The organism is Salinarchaeum chitinilyticum (assembly GCF_055390775.1).
On the sequence record NZ_AP043888.1, the window covers coordinates 1,009,283 to 1,023,626 of the forward strand.

Below are 14,344 nucleotides of genomic sequence, written 5' to 3' on the forward strand. Positions count from 1 at the left end.
CAGCGAAACCGTTTCGAACGAATATCGGCGGTCAGAACTCGAAAAGACGGCTCAGATGCCGCCCTCGAAGTCGTCGAGGGCGTAGGTCGGCTCCGCGCCGCGGCGGTCGAGCGTCTCGTTGGCGAGCAGCCAGTAGACCACGGAGAGGGCCTTGCGACCCTTGTTGTTCGTGGGGATCACGAGGTCGACGTTGCTCGTGGCGTTGTTGGAGTCACACATCGCGATGACGGGAATCCCGACGGTGATGGCCTCCTTGACGGCCTGTGCGTCGCCGATCGGGTCAGTGACGACGACCACGTCGGGCTCGATGTAGCCGTCGTACTTCGGGTTCGTCAGCGTGCCGGGGATGAACCGGCCGGTGCGGGCCCGCGCGCCGATCGCCTCGGCGAACTTCTCGGCGGGGAACTGCCCGTACTGTCGGGAGGACGCCACGAGGACCTGCTCGGGATCGTAGCCCGAGAGGAAGTCCGCGGCGGTGCGGATGCGCCCGTCGGTCTGGGCGACGTCCAGCACGTAGAGACCGTCGGTGCGGACGCGGTGGATGAACCGCTCCATGTCCGAGGTCTTCTGCTGGGTCCCGATGTGGACCCCGGCGCCGAGGTACTCCTCGACGGGGATCAGCAGGTCAGCCTCCTCGTCGCCGAGCACGTCGTCGTCGAGGCGTGGTTCGTCGTCGGCCGCCTCGCCCTCGGCCGCCTCGGCCTCGGTCTCGGCGTCCGCCGCGTCCTGTGCGTCAGCGGGCTCCTCGGCGGCTTCGGCCGCGGCCTCCTCGGCCTCGGCATCCTCCGCGTCGAGCCCCTCCAGGTCGTTGTCGTTGTTGCTCATGTTGCGTCGTCGTCGATCCGGATGAGTTCGTTGAGCTTCGCGGTCCGCTCGCCGCCGACGGCGCCGGTCTTGATGAACGGCACGTCGGTGGCGACCGCGAGGTGTGCGATCGTCGCGTCCTCGGTCTCGCCCGAGCGGTGGGAGACCACCGAGTCGAGGCCGTTCCGGCCCGCGAGCTCGATGGCGTCGACCGCGTCGGTCAGCGTCCCGATCTGGTTGGGCTTGATGAGGATGGAGTTCGCGGCGCCGGTATCGATGCCGGTCTGCAGGCGCTCGACGTTCGTGACGAAGAGGTCGTCGCCACAGATGAGCGTCCGGTCGCCGTCGACGCGGTCGGTCAGCTCCGCGAAGCCCTCGTAGTCGTCCTCGTCGAGGGGATCCTCGACGTAGACGAGGTCGTACTCCTCGATGAGATCGACCATGTAGTCGATCTGCTCGGCGGTGGAGCGGGTCTCCTCGCCGTAGTGGTACTCGCCCTCCTCGTAGAGCTCCGCGCCGGCGACGTCGAGGCCGAAGCGGATCTCGAAGCCGACCTCGTCGGAGACGTCGTCGACGGCCTGCTCGACCAGGTCGAACGCGTCGGCGTCGTCGATCGACGGCGCCCACGCGCCCTCGTCGCCCTTGCCGGCGGCGATACCGTCCTCGTGGAGGAGCTCCGCGACGCGGGCGTGGACCGCTGCGTTCGCGAAGACGGCCTCCTGGACGTTCGGCGCGCCGACGGGTGCGGAGAGGAACTCCTGGATGTGCGTCGCGTCGGCGGCGTGCTCGCCGCCGCCCACGACGTTGCCCAGCGGCGTCGGGAAGGAGTCGCCGCGGAAAGCACCGCCGAGGTGCTGGTACAGCGGTGCACCGAGCGTGTCGGCGGCGGCCTTCGCGGCGGCCATCGAGATGGCGACCGCGGAGTTCGCGCCGATCTCCGAGAAGTCGTCGGTGCCGTCGGCGGCTCGCAGCGTCCCGTCGACGGATCGCTGGTCGCCGACGTGGACCTCGCCCACGAGCCGCGGGATCGCGTGCTCGCGGGCTGCGGCGATCGCTTCCGCCGCCGGAAGCTCGATGGCCTCGTACTCGCCGGTGGAAGCGCCGGATGGCGCTGCCGCCCGACCGAAGCCACCGGTCTCGGTCAGCACGTCGGCCTCGACGGTCGCGTTCCCGCGGGAGTCGAGGATCCGGCGCAGCCGAACGTCGGTGATCAGGACCATCAGGCGTCACCCCGGTCGACGGTGAACGGCAGGACGCCAGCGTCGTACTCCTGGGCCGCAACCAGGATCGGCTCCGTCTGGTCGGTGTCGATCAACACCGGTGCGCCGTAGGAGACCTGCAGCGCCCGGGAGCCGAGCACTCGTGCCCGCTCGTAGCGGGTGAACTGTTGCCCGCTCATTGGTAGGGGGCCACGATGTCGACGAGGTCCTTGTGCGAGACGAGCATCCGTCGGCAGCAGTGTCGGTCGACGCCGAGCTCGTCGAGGACCTTCTCCGGGTCCTCCGGATCGTCTGCCTCTCGCGTGCGAGCCTTGAACTCCTCCCAGTGCTCGCCGACGACGTTACCGCACGTGAAACAGCGAACTGGGACCATCATGGATGAATCACCGGTAGGACTTCTGGTAGCGGGCCCGTGCACCGGGGCCGCCCCACTTTTTGGGCTCGGAGCGACGGACGTCGTTGACGAGCAGCGTCCGGTCGAACTCCATGTAGGCGTCCCGGAGCTCGGCGTCGCCGCTGTGCTCGACGATGCCGCGTGCGATTGCGGTCCGGGCCGCGTCGGCCTGGCCGATCACGCCGCCGCCCTCGACGTCGACCTCGATGTCGACGTCGTCGCGGATGCCGTCCACGACGCGGAACGGTTCGAGCACCTTGAGCTGGGCCGTCTCCGGCTCGAGCAGTTCGACGGGTTCCGAGTTGATGCGAACGCGCCCATCGCCCTCGCGAACGGTCGCGCGAGCGATGGCGGTCTTCTTCTTGCCGCTGGTGTTCGTTACCATGTTACGTTGGCTCCGAGTTCGTCGCTGACCTCGCCCAGGTGGACGAAGCGGATGTTCGAGAGTCGATCCAGCGAGGTGTCGGGGAGGCGCTCGGCCTCCTGGTCGTTCGGGTTGCCGACGTAGACGCGGACCCGGGAGAGGGCGTCGCGACCTCGCTGCTTCTTGTGGGGGAGCATGCCGCGCACGGTGCGCTTCATGATCGTGTCCGGCCGCTTGGGGTAGGCCGGGCCACGGTCGCTCCCGATCTCGCGGCGCTTGCGATACTTGGCGAGGATGTCCTCACGGCCGCCCGTGATGACCGCGTCCTCGGCGTTGACGATCGCAACCGTCTCGCCGTCCAGGGCGCGTTCGGCGACCTGACTGGAGACGCGACCGAGGATGGCGTCGCGGGCGTCGACGACGAGGTCCGCCTCGAACTCGGCGGCGCTCATCGGATCACCCGCACGTTGGATCCCTCGGGGTTGTTCTGGATTGCCTGTTCGAGTGTCGTGGTCTCGCCGACCTGCTCGATCTTGGTCTCCGCGGACGAGCTGAAGTCGACCGCGGCGACCGTGACCGCCTTGCGCAGCGAGCCGCTGCCGAGCACCTTGCCCGGCACGACGACTGTCTCCTCCTCGTTGGCGTACCGCTCGATGCGGCCGAGGTTGACCTCGGCGTGGGTACGCCGGGGCTTCTGGAGACGGTCGGCGACGTCGCTCCACACGTCGGCGTCGGTCTCGCGTGCCGCCGACTTGAGGTCGGCGACGAGACTGGTGAGACGTGGATTCGTCTTGCTCATGGATGAATTCGGTGAGAAGCGGACGGATGCAGGGAGCAGGATTTGAACCTGCGAACCCCTACGGGACAGCGCCCTGAACGCTGCGCCGTTGACCTGACTTGGCTATCCCTGCGCGCATCCGTCCGTTGATCGCAGGCCTTCAAACCCCTTTCGGTGCGGCGATCTGCCACCGATGTGGTGGCGCCGGTAGCGGTGCCACCGGCCATTCGGCCAGGCGCACCGCTCCCGGTGGCCGCGGCTTCAGGCGAGCCGCGAGCGAGCCGCGTGTGGTGGGTTCGAAGGGTCATCTGTGCTGTATAGTTGGTAGTTCGTTCGCGGTCCTCAGAGCTGGACGGCTTCCTCGAGTGCGTCGGCCCGATCGCCCAGCGAGTCGATGGCCTCGGTGACCAGCGTCTCGACGTCGAGCGAGCCGTCGGTTTCGACGTGGAACACGAACGCCTCGGGGACGTCGTGGACCTCGAGCTCCTTGTCGGGATACCGGTTCGTGAGGTCGTTGTCGAACTCGTCGGTGGCGATGAGATCGCCCTCCGCCGCGTCGTCGTCGGCAGCGTGCTCGGGTGCACGCTCCTCGATGACGCCGCGCAGGACGTGGGGCTCGTCGTCCTCGTACTCGCCGCGGTCGCCGACGACCTCGACGTACTGGAGGTGTCGGTAGCCGACGGAGACGCCGCCCTGGTGCTTCGCGTGCTCGCGCCCGCGATCGAGAACGGCCTCGGCCTCGAGTTCGATCCGCTGGTCCTCCTTGAGGTCGATGATGGGCACGTTGTCCTCGGCGGGCTGGACCAGCTCGTCGCTGGAGACGATGTCCCCGGAGTAGGCCGTGTCCGGCCCCTCGACGTCCAGGGACAGCGTGACGCCCTCGCCGATCTCGAAGTCGTCGACCGGCGTCGTCAGCGGCACGAGCCCGAGCCGGTGTCCGATCTGCTCGTCGAACATCACCGACTCGTTCTCGACGATCCGCACGGTCTCGATGGCCACCGTCGGCACGTCGGCGACCATCGCCCGGCGAATGCCGTTGGCGAAGGCGGGGCTGATGCCCCGGACGAGGACGCGTGCTTCGCGTTCCTCGCGTTCGATGTACTCGACCTCGTAGTCCTGTGTCATGGGTTAGAAGCCGCTCTTGCCCTTCGGGGGTCGCGATCCGTCGTGCGGGATCGGGGTGACGTCCTCGATCCGACCGATCTCGAGACCGGCGCGGGCGAGCGCTCGGATCGTCGCCTGCGCACCCGGACCGGGGCTCTTCTGGAGGTTGCCGCCGGGGCCACGGACGCGAACGTGGACGCCCTCGAAGCCGGCCTCCTGGACCTCCTCACCGATCTCCTCGGCCATCTGCATCGCGGCGTAGGGAGACGCCTCGTCGCGGTTCTGCTTCACGACCGCGCCGCCGGACGACTTCGCGATCGTCTCGGCGCCGGTGAGGTCGGTCACCGTCAGGATCGTGTTGTTGAACGATGCGTGCACGTGGGCGATGCCCCACTTGTCGTCGTTGTCTGCCATTATTGGTCCTCCGCTCGTTCGGGGTGGAGCTCGTCCGACAGCGGGCTCGCCTCGTCGAACTCGACGTCGGCCTGCTCGTCGACTTCGACCTTATAGGACGGGCGCTGGACGCGCTGGCCGTCGATCGTCACGTGGCCGTGGACGATGAACTGTCGCGCCTGCTGGGGCGTGTTCGCGATGCCCTTCCGGTAGGCGACGGTCTGTAGGCGACGCTCGAGCACGTCGGTGATCTCCAGGGACAGGACGTCGTCCAGCGCTTCGGACTCGTCGAGGACGCCGTAGCGCTTGAGGCGCGCGAGGAACTCGCGACCCTCCTGGGTCGCGGCCTCGGCGTCGCCGCCGGCGCGACCGAGCAGCTTCCGGGCCTCTCGTCGGTAGTCACGAAGCTCGGACTGGGCGCGCCAGAGCTCTTCCTTGTTGGAGAGCCCGTACCGCTCGACGAGGTTGTGCTCGTCGGCGATGCGCTCGCCCTGCCAGGGATGGTTCGGCGTCTCGTATCGCTTGGTGGAGCTTCCGAGGGGCATCTACAGTCCCCCCTCGTCTTCTTCTTCCTCGGCCTCTTCGGCGGCCTCGGCTGCCATGTCCTCCTTGATCTCCTCGACGTTGACGCCGATCGTCCCCTCGGTACGGCCGGTGGACTTGGTGCGCTGTCCCCGGACCTTGTGGCCGCCGCGATGGCGGACGCCCTTGTAGGAGTCGATCTTCTTCATGCGGTTGATGTCGTGCTGTCGGGTCATGCTGAGGTCGTTCCCGATCTCGTGGGTGGCCTCGCCCGTGTAGTAGTCGCTGGGGCGGTTGACCATCCAGTCGGGAACCTCCTCGTCGATGGACTCGACCAGCTCGACGACCGATTCGATGACGTCGTCGTCGAGAGCACCGAAGGTGGCGCGGCGGTCGACGCCTGCCTCCTCGGCGATGATGCGGGCCGTTCGACGGCCGATGCCGTTCATCTCCGAAAGGGACCGCTCGACGGACTTCGTCCCATCGAGGTCCGTCTGCCCGATGCGGACGAAGTATCGAAGGTCCTCGTCTTCGTCGTCTGGTGTGTCTTCTGCGCTCATGTGTTGGGTGAAGCCTCGGACGCTTGTGGCGTCCCGCTTCTGTTGTCGTGTGAGGCCGATCACTTCGGCCACACGGGACCTGCCGACCGCGCTCGGCCGATGCCGAGACAGCGGGCGGCGAGTCAGTAGAGCGTCGTGGCGGGGATTTGAACCCCGGAGGCTTGCGCCACAGAGTTAGCAACCCTGCGCCTTGGGCCAGGCTAGGCTACCACGACCTGCCTCTCTCTGTCACTCGCGCCCTCGCGGACTCGGGGGCTCGTCCCCCTGCAGGTGTGTCGCGGTGTTAGCTTCCGGAGTCGGCTACTTAAGCACACCGAAGCCGCATCGGTACGAACGGGGAGCAGCGGCCGTGAACCCGGGCCGGAATTACGCCGGCTCCATATACTGACGGATCGCCTCGACGAACTCCACGTAGCGGTCAAGTGCGTTTTGGAGGGCGTCGTAGACGATGTCGTCGTTGACGACCGGACCGTACGTGTGTGCCAGGACGTCGCGAAATCCGACTGCTTCTCGGAGCCGCCGGGCGAGATCGACGTGGAGCACGCCGTCGTTCTCGAGCGCCGTGATCGCAGCCTTCCGCGAATCGGGGACGCGTCCTCGCTCGACCCGGCAGATCGTCTCGGCGATATCGATCATCGCAGCTGTGAGCGTCTCGAACCGACGCTCGACTGCTTCTCTCGTCTCGACGTTCTCCTGGCTGCCGTACTCCGCTCTGGAGAGTGACTGAGCCGATCGTAGTCGAGCGATCGTCCGCTCGATCGACTCGACGGCGTCCGCAATACGGGCGGCATCCTCCGGTCGAAGCTCCTCATCCGCCATGCGTGCCTTGGCGAAGCCTGTTCGCCGCGTCGGCGACTCGGCGTCGCGCGTCCTCGATCGTCGGCGGTTCGTCACCGAGCTCGTCGAGGAGTTCCTGTCGTCGTTCTTCGCTCCCGACCAGCAATCGCCCGTTCTTGAATGTCACACCGAGGAAGGACGGCGAGGCGCTGTGAACGTCGACGACGTCGACGTCGGCGTCCAGCGCATCGTCGAGGTCAGTCAGGAGTCCGAGATACGTAGCACTGTACCCGTCGTCGCCAGGACGGTCGTTCGCGAACTCGACCACGAGGTCGAGATCGCGCCACTCCGCCCGCTCGGGATCGGCGGCGGAGCCGAACAGCAGCGCGGTCGAGACGTCGTGTCTCCGGAGAATACGACGACACGTCTCGAGGACGGCGTCGTCCGGCTCGTTCCGAACGTCCCCACTCATACCAGCGTATTTGGCCTACCGGCTGATAGTGTTTCGCCCAACGGGCTTCCCTGGATCGGCGTTCTGAGCGGAAATCGGGCGATTTCGTCCCTACTCGTACTGTGACGTTGCCGGGGAGGACGTTCCACAGATCGTAGCTCCTGGGACACCCAGGCAGGGAGGGGGCTTCCAAGCGGTTTGCTACCCCTATCGATCGAGTAGCACTCCAACGTTCAGCCGATGTACTCCGGATTGACGACCCACTCGCCGTCCTCCTGGATCATGTACTCGCCGTAGTAGGGCACCCGATTGGCGACGGTCTCGCGGAACGTCTCCCGGATATCCGCTTTCGTCTCGCCGATCGATCGGAGATCGTCGTGACGGTTGAGACAGCCCTTGAGCTTCCCGTCGTGGGTGAGCCGGACCCGGTGGCAGTTGGCACAGAACTCCTCGTTTTCGACGGGATCGACGATCTCGACCATCCCCTCGCCGGGCGCTGCTTCGTCCGCCGACGTCGCAGCCGCCCCACCACCGTCCGCGGCGACGGCCTCGGCATCCCCAGCCGCAGCCGCCTCCGTCGCACCCTCACGGAGAAAGTACCGCCGTCGCCCGTGCATCTCGCGGTGCTCGATCCGGTGGGCCGTCTCCGCCAGCCAGTCGTGCACCCGCTCGATATCCACCGCCCACTCGGGGTTGCCGGCGATCTCCGGCATGTACTCGATGAGCTGGAGCTGGAGGCCGTCGCTGGCGGCGACGTGCTCGACCATCTGGGGCACGTAGCCCGCGGTCGCCTCGAAGACGACCATGTTGAGCTTGACCGGCGCGAGCCCGGCGTCGAGTGCAGCCTCCACGCCCTCGATCACGCGGTCGTACGCGCCGGAGTTCGTCACCTCGGCGAAGGCGTCGGGGTCGATGGCATCCTGGGAGACGTTGACCCGCTCGACGCCGGCGTCGACGAGGTCGTCGGCGCGATCGGGGAGCATCGTCCCGTTCGTCGTCAGGGAGACCGCCATCTCGTCGGGGGTGCGGCGAACGATCTCCTCGAGGTCCGCGCGGAGCAGCGGCTCGCCCCCGGTGAACTTCACCGCCTCGACGTCGAACTCGGCGGCGATCTCGAGGAAGTCGACGACGGCGTCGGCGCCGATCTCGTCGTCGGTTGGCTCCATCGGCCCGCGAACGTCGCCCAGCCCCTCGTTGTGGCAGTAGACGCAGTCGAAGTTACACCGGTCGGTCAACGAGACGCGCACGCCGCTGACCTCGCGACCGAACTCGTCTTCGAGCATCCGATGGTGCGAACTGCGGGAGGGCGATGCATAAACATCCGGTTACTGACAGTGGTTGTGTAACCATCCGTGGTTTCGATATCGCACCACTTCGGAAGAAGGGCGGCAAGCAGATCGCACCGTCCCGCTACACGTCGTACTTGTACGTCGCCTGGTCGGTATCGATGCCGAAGTCCTCGGCCTGCTCATCGGGGTCGCCGTCCGGGCCGTCGTCGCCGTCGGGCGCGGCGTTCTTGAACCGCTCGCGGAGTCGCTCGGGCACCGCGAACGCCTCGACCGCGAGCGTGAGCGCGACGGCGTCGCTCTCGCCCTCCCGGGCGCGAACGGTCTCGAGTCGCTCGGCCATCGGCGCGGGCAGGTCGGCGGATTCGACCGGCTCGAACCCGAGCTGCGTGGCGTAGTCCGCAGCGGGCGTGAACAGGTAGACGCGCTCGAACCCCTCGTCGCGGGCGTGTTCGATCAGTCGTTCGATGACGTGGGCACCGACGCCCTGGCCGCGCCACGCCGGGAGGACGCCGACGCTCGTCAGCTCGCAGAACTCGCCCTGCTCCGTCTTGTGGATCCGGATCCGCCCGAAGCCCGCCTTGTCGCCGTTGTGCTCGTCGACGGCGACCACGTAGTCCCGGGATCGGAACGCCGCGTCGTCCAGGCCGAAGGCCTCGATGGAGTCGAGTAGCCACACCTCCTCTCTGTTTTTCGCGTCCCGGACGTACATACCGACAAGTAGCGCTCCGGCCCGTATCAATATTTGGTGGTCAGACACGCGATCACAACCGGATCGGGCCCAGACTGCCCCGAGCATTATGCCCCGGTCGACCCAACTGTTGGAGCATGAAGGCCGTCCAGTTCACGGGGCACGGCGAGAGCGACGTCATCGAGTACGCCGAGGTCGATCGGCCCGAACCCGGGCCCGAGGAGGTTCTCCTCCACGTGAAGGCCGGCGCGCTCAACCACGTCGACGTCTGGGCCCGCCGCGGACTGCCCGGCACCGACCTCGCGATGCCGCACACTCCCGGCTGCGACGCCGCGGGCGTGGTCGAGGCCGTCGGCGATCGCGTCGATCAGTTCGCGCCCGGCGATCGAGTCGCCGTCTGGGCCGGCGTCAGCTGTGGCGACTGCGAGTTCTGCCGCGACGGCGAGCCCTCGATGTGCGTCGAGTACTCGCTGCTGGGCGAGCACCGGCCCGGCGTGCACGCGGAGTACGCTGCAGTCCCGGCCGAGAACCTCGTCTCGGTTCCCGAGCACGTCGACTGGGAGACCGCCGGGAGCGCGTCGCTCGTATTCGGCACCGCCTGGCGGATGCTGATCGAACGCGGCGACGTGACCGCCGGGGAGGACGTGCTCGTGCTCGGTGCCAGCGGTGGGGTCGGTCACGCGGCAGTCCAGATCGCCAACTACGCCGGGGCGACGGTCTACGCCACGGGATCGAGCGAGGAAAAGCTCGAGGCAGCAGAAGCACTCGGTGCCACGCACGCGATCGATTACGAGCACGAGAACTTCGCGGATCGGATCCGGTCGCTGACCGACGGGCGCGGCGTCGACGTCGTCGTCGATCACGTCGGCGCGGCGACGTGGCAGGACTCACTGGCCAGCCTCGCGAAGGGTGGCCGCGTCCTGACCTGCGGCGCGACGACCGGACCGAACCCCGACACGTCGATCAACCGGATCTTCTGGAACCAGCTGCAGGTGATCGGCTCGACGATGGCAAGCCCCGGCGAACTGGATCAGGTGCTCGAGCTGGTGTGGGATGGCACGTTCGAGGTCCGGACGCGGGCGACGCTCCCGATGAGCGAGACCGCCCGGGGCCACGAGCTACTCGAAGAGCGCGAGGGCGTGGGAAAGGTGGTGCTGGTGCCCGATAGCGAGCTCGAGTGAACGCGGATCTGGAGTGAATATCGCTGCTGCAGAAGTTATATATTCGCTGCACTCCTATGAACGCCCATGAGCGGATCCAGCGCCGCCGACCGCTGGCACGAGAATCGAACGACGTTCCAGCGCGTCTACGACATCGTCCTCGGTCGCCAGTCGTTCTCGACGGCGGCCGAGATCGCCGACCTCGCCGAGTGCTCGGACTCCGGGGCACGAGAGGCACTCGAGCAGCTCGCGGAGATGGGGATCGTCGAGCGGCGTGACGGCCGGCCCGCCGCGTACCGACGGAACGACGCCTACCTCACGTGGAAGCGCGTCGAAGATCTCGCCCGCGAGCACGACCCGGAGACGCTTCGCCAGCGCGTGGACGAACTGATCGCCGAAGACGAATCCTACCAGGAGCGCTACGGCGTGCCCGACCCCGACGCCGTCTCGCTCGACGATCTGGCCGTCGACGATCACGACGGACTCCACGATCGCTGGACGGACCTCTCCGAGTGGCGGACCGTCCGTCGGGACGTGCGGGTATTGCGGCAGGCGGTCCAGCGGGCAGAGACACGGCTGGGTGACGGAGCGCGAGCGTGACCGACGTCGAGCGTCCGACCGGCCCGCTCGACGTGGCGACGCTCACCGTACTGGCCAGGCGTGCGGTCTCGCATCCGCTCGTGGACCGGTGGACGCTGCAGCCTGGCGCGATGTCCCCGCGACGGCTCGAACTCGAGCTCGACGCGGAGCAGTATCCCTCGTCGATCGACACCGCGAGACTCGACGTCAGGTGGTTCGAGGGCGGCGATTACGCCCTCCACTACCTCGAAACGGAAGAAGACGGTGACGATGACGAGGCAGAGCACGGAACGGGAAACGGTGGCTGGCAGTGTCGGTGGGACCGACATCCAAAGCCCGACGAGCCGCGTTCGCACTTTCATCCGCCACCGGACGCGTCCGCCGAGGTCGTCGAGTCCGGAATCGACGCCGATCATCACCTCGACGTGCTGTTCGCCGTCCTCGACCGGATCGAGCAACGAGTCGAGTCGCTGCACGCCGACTGATACGATGCAACGCTACAGTCCGACGGCGACCACGACGCCGACGCTCCGAAGTCACTATGAGCCATGACCGCCGAGTGTCGGGTGTGTCTGCGACGACCGAGGGCGAAACGGCGGACGACGACGCCGAGGACAGCGGTGAGCCCACGCGCACGACGACCCACCGGCCGGGCGACGACGTCGTCCATCCCGACGCCGCGAACCGTAACTTCGGGTGGCGCGGTGACCTGCTGCTCGTCGTCCTCTTCCTGTCGCTGATCGTCGCCCCGCTGGTGGTCTACCTCCGTCCGCCAGCGATCGAGTGGCGGGTGCGGCTGCTCATCCTGCCGATGTTGCCGGGCCTCTTCCTCGCGATCGTCGCCGTCTGGGCGACGACGCGACCCTGACGGTCGCTACTGACCGTGGATCGTCGCGATCGCCGCGCAAAAGAACGCCGCTCGCTACCGGATGGCTCGCGGCGCGGCCTCGAAGGTCGCGTCGAGCCGCTCGACGATACGCCAGGCCAGCTTCGCGTCGTCCTCGGGCACGTCGGAGCGATCCGCGTAGGCGACGAGTGCCTGCCGAATCCGCCAGGCCTCGAACGTCGTCACGCGGTCGCCGAGCTGCACGCCAGTTCCCGGAGAAGGGCCGGCGTCGCCGCCCGTTTCGAGCTTGCCCGCGATGGACACCGCCCACCACGGCGGTGCGTCGTCTGTCTCGTACGCCCGGTCGACGTGCTCGACCATCACGTGGTGGAGCACCCACTGTTCGGCTCGGGAGAGATCCAGTCCGTCGGGCGCGGGTTGGGTGGCGGTCGTGCTCATCTGTGCACCGAGGGGTTTCGTCGTCCCTCACGTCGATCTTCGGGCGTCGTGGTAAAAGTCTTTGTGGCACGTTAACATGGATCGGAATTGAACCGGAGGAACGGCGAGGCCGGACAGTGGAACCGACGAGATCGATCGGAAGAAGCGGCGGGGCTGGAGTCGAAACGACGTGGCTGAATGGCGCGAACGACGGGATCGAACGAGAGAGAGACGACGGGGGCGTGAACGGCGGGGGAGGGACGTGAACGGCGGGGACGGGGCGAACTAGAACGACGAACGAAATCGCGAGCGTGTGCGAAGACGACAGACAGCTCAGTCGACGTCGCGGCGCATCGCGATCTCGAACCAGGGACAGAGACGGAGCTGGCGGTACCAGCGGGGGTTCTCGTGGAGCCGCTCGTAGGGCGCCCAGAGGACGCCGGCGACCTCCGCCTCGTCGGGGTCGAGATCGCTGTCGGTCAGCGTGGCCTGCAGGACCGCACAGACCTCGTGCTCGACGCCCTGGTCCTCGAAGTAGCGCTTGTACTCGAAGCGGTCGGTGACCTGGAGATCGGTGTACTGGTCGGGTGAGATGCCGAGTTCCTCCTCGAGGCGCTCCCGGGTCGCCTCCTCCTGGGTCTGTCCCTCGACGGGGTGGGAGGCGACGGTGCCGTCCCAGTAGGTGTCCCAGAGACGCTTGTCGGGACTTCGCTGTGCGAGCAACACGTTGTCGTCCTCGTCGAACAGCAGGCAGGTGAACGCGCGGTGGCGGATGCCCTCGCCGGTATGAGCGTCCAGTCGGTTGACGGTCCCTTCGGGCTCGTCGTTCTCGTCGACCGCGATGACGTCCTGGCCGGCGTTGGGGTGGTCGAGCGTTCCCTCCTCCGATTCCGCGTCCTCCCCCGTCGCGACGTCGGTCCGCTCCGACGCGCCGGCGTCGTTCTCCGTGGTACCCATGTGGCGAAGGACGGCGAGGGTACTGATAGCGGCTTCGACTCGATACGGCGCAGCCTCGATCGAGCGGCTGTGTCGAGCGCCTCGGCCCGTCCCTACGCCGACTCGTTGGCCCATCGGCGTCGACGACGTAGCCGTCGCCGACGGCGAGCCAGAGAGTTTCCGGGCGGACGGCGGCCGTCAGCACGATCGCGGACTCGATCTCGCCGTCGATGGCAACTGTGAGCACACCCACCACGAGCGCGTCGCCCCGCTCGCTGAAGAGCGTCACTGCCCATCCATCGGCGGCAGCGACGCGCTCTACCCTTCGAAGTCGGTCGTTCGGAAGCCCGGGGATGCAGACGAACTCACGCCCGAGAGCGTCGTCGCGGCGATCCGGAACGGTCGGGTCGAACCAGCGGTCCGCGAGTACTCGCTCGATGGAAACTGACGCCCGCGTACGCCGCGATCCACTGACTGAAGGGGTCTCCAGGGAGGGCGAGGCGACTGGAAACTGACCGGATCGACGCGACGCCGGTAGCCCAATCCATTCGACAGCTCGGCACGGGCGGCTGGAAGCGACCCCGATCAGCCGAGCTGTTCGTCGAGAATCAGGCGCGTCTTCGTGTTCACGACTTCGGGAAGCTCCCTGGCCTGCGTGATGAGGTCGTTGACGCCCTGGGTGTCCGGCGCGTCGACGCCCAGGACGATGTCCTGCTCGCCGCTGACCATCCAGACGAAGTCGACCTGGGACCATTCGGCCATGCGGTCGGTGACGGCGTGGGTGTCGACGTCAACGTCCACCTCGATCTCGACCATCGCCTTTAGGTTCCCCGTGTGGGTAGAGACGGTGAACCGTTCGATCACGCCGTTCTCGAGCATGCGCTCGACGCGGTTGCGGACGGTGCCCTCCGAGGTGTCGACCGCGTCGGCGATCTCGGTGTAGGGCGTCCGCGAGTCCCGGCGGAGGATCGAGAGGATCTCCCGGTCGAGGTCGTCCATCGAGATCAGTAGCTTCCCACCGGGGGGACTTGGAGATTACGAATTTCGTAACGATCCTTCGA

The 14,344-nt window shown here is 67.4% G+C and carries 23 protein-coding genes and 2 tRNA genes; 5 read left to right on the top strand and 20 right to left on the bottom strand.

Features of this window, described 5'->3' with window-relative positions:
* Positions 1 to 51: 51 nt before the first annotated feature.
* From rpsB to ACZ5KP_RS05085, 17 genes are all read right to left on the bottom strand, one after another.
* Positions 52 to 825: a 30S ribosomal protein S2 gene (gene rpsB, locus ACZ5KP_RS05005; protein WP_460920560.1), complete on the bottom strand. Its 774-nt coding sequence runs from the start codon at positions 823 to 825 to the stop codon at positions 52 to 54.
* Positions 822 to 2,024 (bottom strand): phosphopyruvate hydratase, encoded by a 1,203-nt coding sequence (eno, locus tag ACZ5KP_RS05010; RefSeq protein WP_460920562.1) that lies wholly within the window; start codon positions 2,022 to 2,024, stop codon positions 822 to 824. The genes rpsB and eno overlap by 4 nt, the downstream gene beginning before the upstream one ends.
* On the bottom strand, positions 2,024 to 2,203 hold the full coding sequence (locus ACZ5KP_RS05015) for a DNA-directed RNA polymerase subunit K (protein WP_460920564.1): 180 nt from the start codon (positions 2,201 to 2,203) through the stop codon (positions 2,024 to 2,026). The genes eno and ACZ5KP_RS05015 overlap by 1 nt, the downstream gene beginning before the upstream one ends.
* Complete coding sequence (locus ACZ5KP_RS05020) at positions 2,200 to 2,400, bottom strand: DNA-directed RNA polymerase subunit N (RefSeq protein WP_460920566.1); 201 nt, start codon at positions 2,398 to 2,400, stop codon at positions 2,200 to 2,202. Before ACZ5KP_RS05020 ends, ACZ5KP_RS05015 begins: the two co-directional genes overlap by 4 nt.
* 7 nt (positions 2,401 to 2,407) lie before the next feature.
* Positions 2,408 to 2,803: a 30S ribosomal protein S9 gene (locus tag ACZ5KP_RS05025; protein ID WP_460920568.1), complete on the bottom strand. Its 396-nt coding sequence runs from the start codon at positions 2,801 to 2,803 to the stop codon at positions 2,408 to 2,410.
* Positions 2,797 to 3,234 (bottom strand): 50S ribosomal protein L13, encoded by a 438-nt coding sequence (locus ACZ5KP_RS05030; protein ID WP_460920570.1) that lies wholly within the window; start codon positions 3,232 to 3,234, stop codon positions 2,797 to 2,799. Before ACZ5KP_RS05030 ends, ACZ5KP_RS05025 begins: the two co-directional genes overlap by 7 nt.
* Positions 3,231 to 3,581: a 50S ribosomal protein L18e gene (locus ACZ5KP_RS05035; protein WP_460920572.1), complete on the bottom strand. Its 351-nt coding sequence runs from the start codon at positions 3,579 to 3,581 to the stop codon at positions 3,231 to 3,233. The genes ACZ5KP_RS05030 and ACZ5KP_RS05035 overlap by 4 nt, the downstream gene beginning before the upstream one ends.
* Positions 3,582 to 3,608: 27 nt before the next feature.
* Positions 3,609 to 3,693, bottom strand: a tRNA-Leu gene (locus ACZ5KP_RS05040).
* Between the two features lie 209 nt (positions 3,694 to 3,902).
* Positions 3,903 to 4,685: a DNA-directed RNA polymerase subunit D gene (locus tag ACZ5KP_RS05045; protein WP_460920574.1), complete on the bottom strand. Its 783-nt coding sequence runs from the start codon at positions 4,683 to 4,685 to the stop codon at positions 3,903 to 3,905.
* Between the two features lie 3 nt (positions 4,686 to 4,688).
* Positions 4,689 to 5,078, bottom strand: coding sequence for a 30S ribosomal protein S11 (locus ACZ5KP_RS05050; protein ID WP_020445891.1), 390 nt, complete (start codon positions 5,076 to 5,078; stop codon positions 4,689 to 4,691).
* Positions 5,078 to 5,602 carry a 30S ribosomal protein S4 gene (locus ACZ5KP_RS05055; protein ID WP_460920576.1) on the bottom strand — a complete coding sequence of 175 codons (525 nt, stop codon included), beginning with the start codon at positions 5,600 to 5,602 and terminating at the stop codon, positions 5,078 to 5,080. Before ACZ5KP_RS05055 ends, ACZ5KP_RS05050 begins: the two co-directional genes overlap by 1 nt.
* The gene (locus tag ACZ5KP_RS05060) at positions 5,603 to 6,139 is read right to left on the bottom strand and encodes a 30S ribosomal protein S13 (protein ID WP_460920578.1); all 537 of its coding nucleotides are present in this window, start codon (positions 6,137 to 6,139) and stop codon (positions 5,603 to 5,605) included.
* Positions 6,140 to 6,270: 131 nt separating this feature from the next.
* A tRNA-Ser gene (locus ACZ5KP_RS05065) sits at positions 6,271 to 6,354 on the bottom strand.
* Positions 6,355 to 6,505: 151 nt separating this feature from the next.
* Positions 6,506 to 6,958: a type VII toxin-antitoxin system HepT family RNase toxin gene (gene hepT / locus ACZ5KP_RS05070; protein ID WP_460920580.1), complete on the bottom strand. Its 453-nt coding sequence runs from the start codon at positions 6,956 to 6,958 to the stop codon at positions 6,506 to 6,508.
* Positions 6,948 to 7,388, bottom strand: coding sequence for a hypothetical protein (locus ACZ5KP_RS05075; protein WP_460920582.1), 441 nt, complete (start codon positions 7,386 to 7,388; stop codon positions 6,948 to 6,950). Before ACZ5KP_RS05075 ends, hepT begins: the two co-directional genes overlap by 11 nt.
* A gap of 212 nt (positions 7,389 to 7,600) precedes the next feature.
* Positions 7,601 to 8,650 (bottom strand): GTP 3',8-cyclase MoaA, encoded by a 1,050-nt coding sequence (moaA, locus tag ACZ5KP_RS05080; RefSeq protein WP_460920584.1) that lies wholly within the window; start codon positions 8,648 to 8,650, stop codon positions 7,601 to 7,603.
* 127 nt (positions 8,651 to 8,777) lie between these two features.
* Positions 8,778 to 9,365, bottom strand: coding sequence for a GNAT family N-acetyltransferase (locus ACZ5KP_RS05085; RefSeq protein ID WP_460920586.1), 588 nt, complete (start codon positions 9,363 to 9,365; stop codon positions 8,778 to 8,780).
* A gap of 116 nt (positions 9,366 to 9,481) precedes the next feature.
* Between ACZ5KP_RS05085 and ACZ5KP_RS05090 the strand changes: the two genes are divergently transcribed.
* The 4 genes from ACZ5KP_RS05090 (at position 9,482) to ACZ5KP_RS05105 (ending at position 11,951) form a co-directional block, all read left to right on the top strand.
* Positions 9,482 to 10,525 (top strand): zinc-binding dehydrogenase, encoded by a 1,044-nt coding sequence (locus ACZ5KP_RS05090; RefSeq protein ID WP_460920588.1) that lies wholly within the window; start codon positions 9,482 to 9,484, stop codon positions 10,523 to 10,525.
* A 66-nt stretch (positions 10,526 to 10,591) separates the two neighbouring features.
* Positions 10,592 to 11,104: a DUF7342 family protein gene (locus ACZ5KP_RS05095; protein ID WP_460920590.1), complete on the top strand. Its 513-nt coding sequence runs from the start codon at positions 10,592 to 10,594 to the stop codon at positions 11,102 to 11,104.
* On the top strand, positions 11,101 to 11,568 hold the full coding sequence (locus tag ACZ5KP_RS05100; RefSeq protein WP_460920592.1) for a toxin-antitoxin system TumE family protein: 468 nt from the start codon (positions 11,101 to 11,103) through the stop codon (positions 11,566 to 11,568). The genes ACZ5KP_RS05095 and ACZ5KP_RS05100 overlap by 4 nt, the downstream gene beginning before the upstream one ends.
* 83 nt (positions 11,569 to 11,651) lie before the next feature.
* Entirely contained in the window at positions 11,652 to 11,951 is a 300-nt protein-coding gene (locus tag ACZ5KP_RS05105) for a hypothetical protein (RefSeq protein WP_460920594.1), read from the top strand.
* A gap of 54 nt (positions 11,952 to 12,005) precedes the next feature.
* On the opposite strand, the gene ACZ5KP_RS05110 is transcribed toward ACZ5KP_RS05105, so the two are convergent.
* Positions 12,006 to 12,368 carry a DUF7853 family protein gene (locus ACZ5KP_RS05110; protein ID WP_460920596.1) on the bottom strand — a complete coding sequence of 121 codons (363 nt, stop codon included), beginning with the start codon at positions 12,366 to 12,368 and terminating at the stop codon, positions 12,006 to 12,008.
* Between the two features lie 312 nt (positions 12,369 to 12,680).
* Complete coding sequence (locus tag ACZ5KP_RS05115; protein ID WP_460920598.1) at positions 12,681 to 13,304, bottom strand: NUDIX hydrolase; 624 nt, start codon at positions 13,302 to 13,304, stop codon at positions 12,681 to 12,683.
* On the opposite strand from ACZ5KP_RS05115, the gene ACZ5KP_RS05120 reads away from it, so the two are divergent.
* Positions 13,303 to 13,731 carry a hypothetical protein gene (locus ACZ5KP_RS05120; protein ID WP_460920600.1) on the top strand — a complete coding sequence of 143 codons (429 nt, stop codon included), beginning with the start codon at positions 13,303 to 13,305 and terminating at the stop codon, positions 13,729 to 13,731. The genes ACZ5KP_RS05115 and ACZ5KP_RS05120 overlap by 2 nt on opposite strands.
* A gap of 137 nt (positions 13,732 to 13,868) precedes the next feature.
* Here the strand turns inward: ACZ5KP_RS05120 and ACZ5KP_RS05125 are convergent, their stop codons facing one another.
* Positions 13,869 to 14,282, bottom strand: coding sequence for an Lrp/AsnC family transcriptional regulator (locus ACZ5KP_RS05125; RefSeq protein ID WP_460920602.1), 414 nt, complete (start codon positions 14,280 to 14,282; stop codon positions 13,869 to 13,871).
* Positions 14,283 to 14,344 lie beyond the last annotated feature (62 nt).

Excerpts from the sequence above, each read along its gene's own strand:
- ACZ5KP_RS05095 (WP_460920590.1), top strand. The coding sequence starts at position 10,592 with ATGAGCGGATCCAGCGCCGCCGACCGCTGGCACGAGAATCGAACGACG.
- ACZ5KP_RS05075 (WP_460920582.1), bottom strand. The coding sequence starts at position 7,388 with ATGAGTGGGGACGTTCGGAACGAGCCGGACGACGCCGTCCTCGAGACG.
- ACZ5KP_RS05045 (WP_460920574.1), bottom strand. The coding sequence starts at position 4,685 with ATGACACAGGACTACGAGGTCGAGTACATCGAACGCGAGGAACGCGAA.
- ACZ5KP_RS05060 (WP_460920578.1), bottom strand. The coding sequence starts at position 6,139 with ATGAGCGCAGAAGACACACCAGACGACGAAGACGAGGACCTTCGATAC.
- ACZ5KP_RS05110 (WP_460920596.1), bottom strand. The coding sequence starts at position 12,368 with ATGAGCACGACCGCCACCCAACCCGCGCCCGACGGACTGGATCTCTCC.
- ACZ5KP_RS05055 (WP_460920576.1), bottom strand. The coding sequence starts at position 5,602 with ATGCCCCTCGGAAGCTCCACCAAGCGATACGAGACGCCGAACCATCCC.
- ACZ5KP_RS05085 (WP_460920586.1), bottom strand. The coding sequence starts at position 9,365 with ATGTACGTCCGGGACGCGAAAAACAGAGAGGAGGTGTGGCTACTCGAC.
- ACZ5KP_RS05020 (WP_460920566.1), bottom strand. The coding sequence starts at position 2,400 with ATGATGGTCCCAGTTCGCTGTTTCACGTGCGGTAACGTCGTCGGCGAG.
- ACZ5KP_RS05015 (WP_460920564.1), bottom strand. The coding sequence starts at position 2,203 with ATGAGCGGGCAACAGTTCACCCGCTACGAGCGGGCACGAGTGCTCGGC.
- rpsB (WP_460920560.1), bottom strand. The coding sequence starts at position 825 with ATGAGCAACAACGACAACGACCTGGAGGGGCTCGACGCGGAGGATGCC.
- eno (WP_460920562.1), bottom strand. The coding sequence starts at position 2,024 with ATGGTCCTGATCACCGACGTTCGGCTGCGCCGGATCCTCGACTCCCGC.
- ACZ5KP_RS05035 (WP_460920572.1), bottom strand. The coding sequence starts at position 3,581 with ATGAGCAAGACGAATCCACGTCTCACCAGTCTCGTCGCCGACCTCAAG.
- ACZ5KP_RS05090 (WP_460920588.1), top strand. The coding sequence starts at position 9,482 with ATGAAGGCCGTCCAGTTCACGGGGCACGGCGAGAGCGACGTCATCGAG.
- ACZ5KP_RS05050 (WP_020445891.1), bottom strand. The coding sequence starts at position 5,078 with ATGGCAGACAACGACGACAAGTGGGGCATCGCCCACGTGCACGCATCG.
- ACZ5KP_RS05115 (WP_460920598.1), bottom strand. The coding sequence starts at position 13,304 with ATGGGTACCACGGAGAACGACGCCGGCGCGTCGGAGCGGACCGACGTC.
- hepT (WP_460920580.1), bottom strand. The coding sequence starts at position 6,958 with ATGGCGGATGAGGAGCTTCGACCGGAGGATGCCGCCCGTATTGCGGAC.
- ACZ5KP_RS05025 (WP_460920568.1), bottom strand. The coding sequence starts at position 2,803 with ATGGTAACGAACACCAGCGGCAAGAAGAAGACCGCCATCGCTCGCGCG.
- moaA (WP_460920584.1), bottom strand. The coding sequence starts at position 8,650 with ATGCTCGAAGACGAGTTCGGTCGCGAGGTCAGCGGCGTGCGCGTCTCG.
- ACZ5KP_RS05120 (WP_460920600.1), top strand. The coding sequence starts at position 13,303 with ATGTGGCGAAGGACGGCGAGGGTACTGATAGCGGCTTCGACTCGATAC.
- ACZ5KP_RS05030 (WP_460920570.1), bottom strand. The coding sequence starts at position 3,234 with ATGAGCGCCGCCGAGTTCGAGGCGGACCTCGTCGTCGACGCCCGCGAC.
- ACZ5KP_RS05125 (WP_460920602.1), bottom strand. The coding sequence starts at position 14,282 with ATGGACGACCTCGACCGGGAGATCCTCTCGATCCTCCGCCGGGACTCG.